Source organism: Micrococcus sp. GbtcB5, assembly GCF_019091605.1.
GTDB lineage: Bacteria > Actinomycetota > Actinomycetes > Actinomycetales > Micrococcaceae > Micrococcus > Micrococcus luteus.
The window spans coordinates 1-234 of record NZ_JAGXJK010000503.1 but is presented as its reverse complement, the minus strand read 5'-3'; the positions used below and the strand labels follow the sequence as shown (position 1 = coordinate 234).

Annotated in this window: 1 pseudogene; it reads right to left on the bottom strand. The window is 70.5% G+C overall.

Annotation, left to right across the window (positions count from 1 at the left end):
• A pseudogene (locus KVS67_RS13260) lies at nucleotides 1–234 on the bottom strand (cell division/cell wall cluster transcriptional repressor MraZ); the annotation flags it as partial.

Sequence of the window (234 nt, the reverse complement as noted above, 5' to 3'; positions counted from 1 at the left end):
CCAGATCTCCACTCGCGTCCCCGCGCCGATCACGGCCACGTCCCGGTCCAGCCCCGCGTACTGTCGCAGCGGCGCCGGCACGGTCACCCGACCCTGCTTGTCCGGGACCCCGTCCGACGCCCCCGAGAGGAAGACGCGGATGTAGTCACGGGCCTGGCGGGAGGACAGTGGAGCCGACCTCACCTGCTCGTGGTCCCGCTCGAACTCACGAGCGCTGAACACGTAGATGCTGCG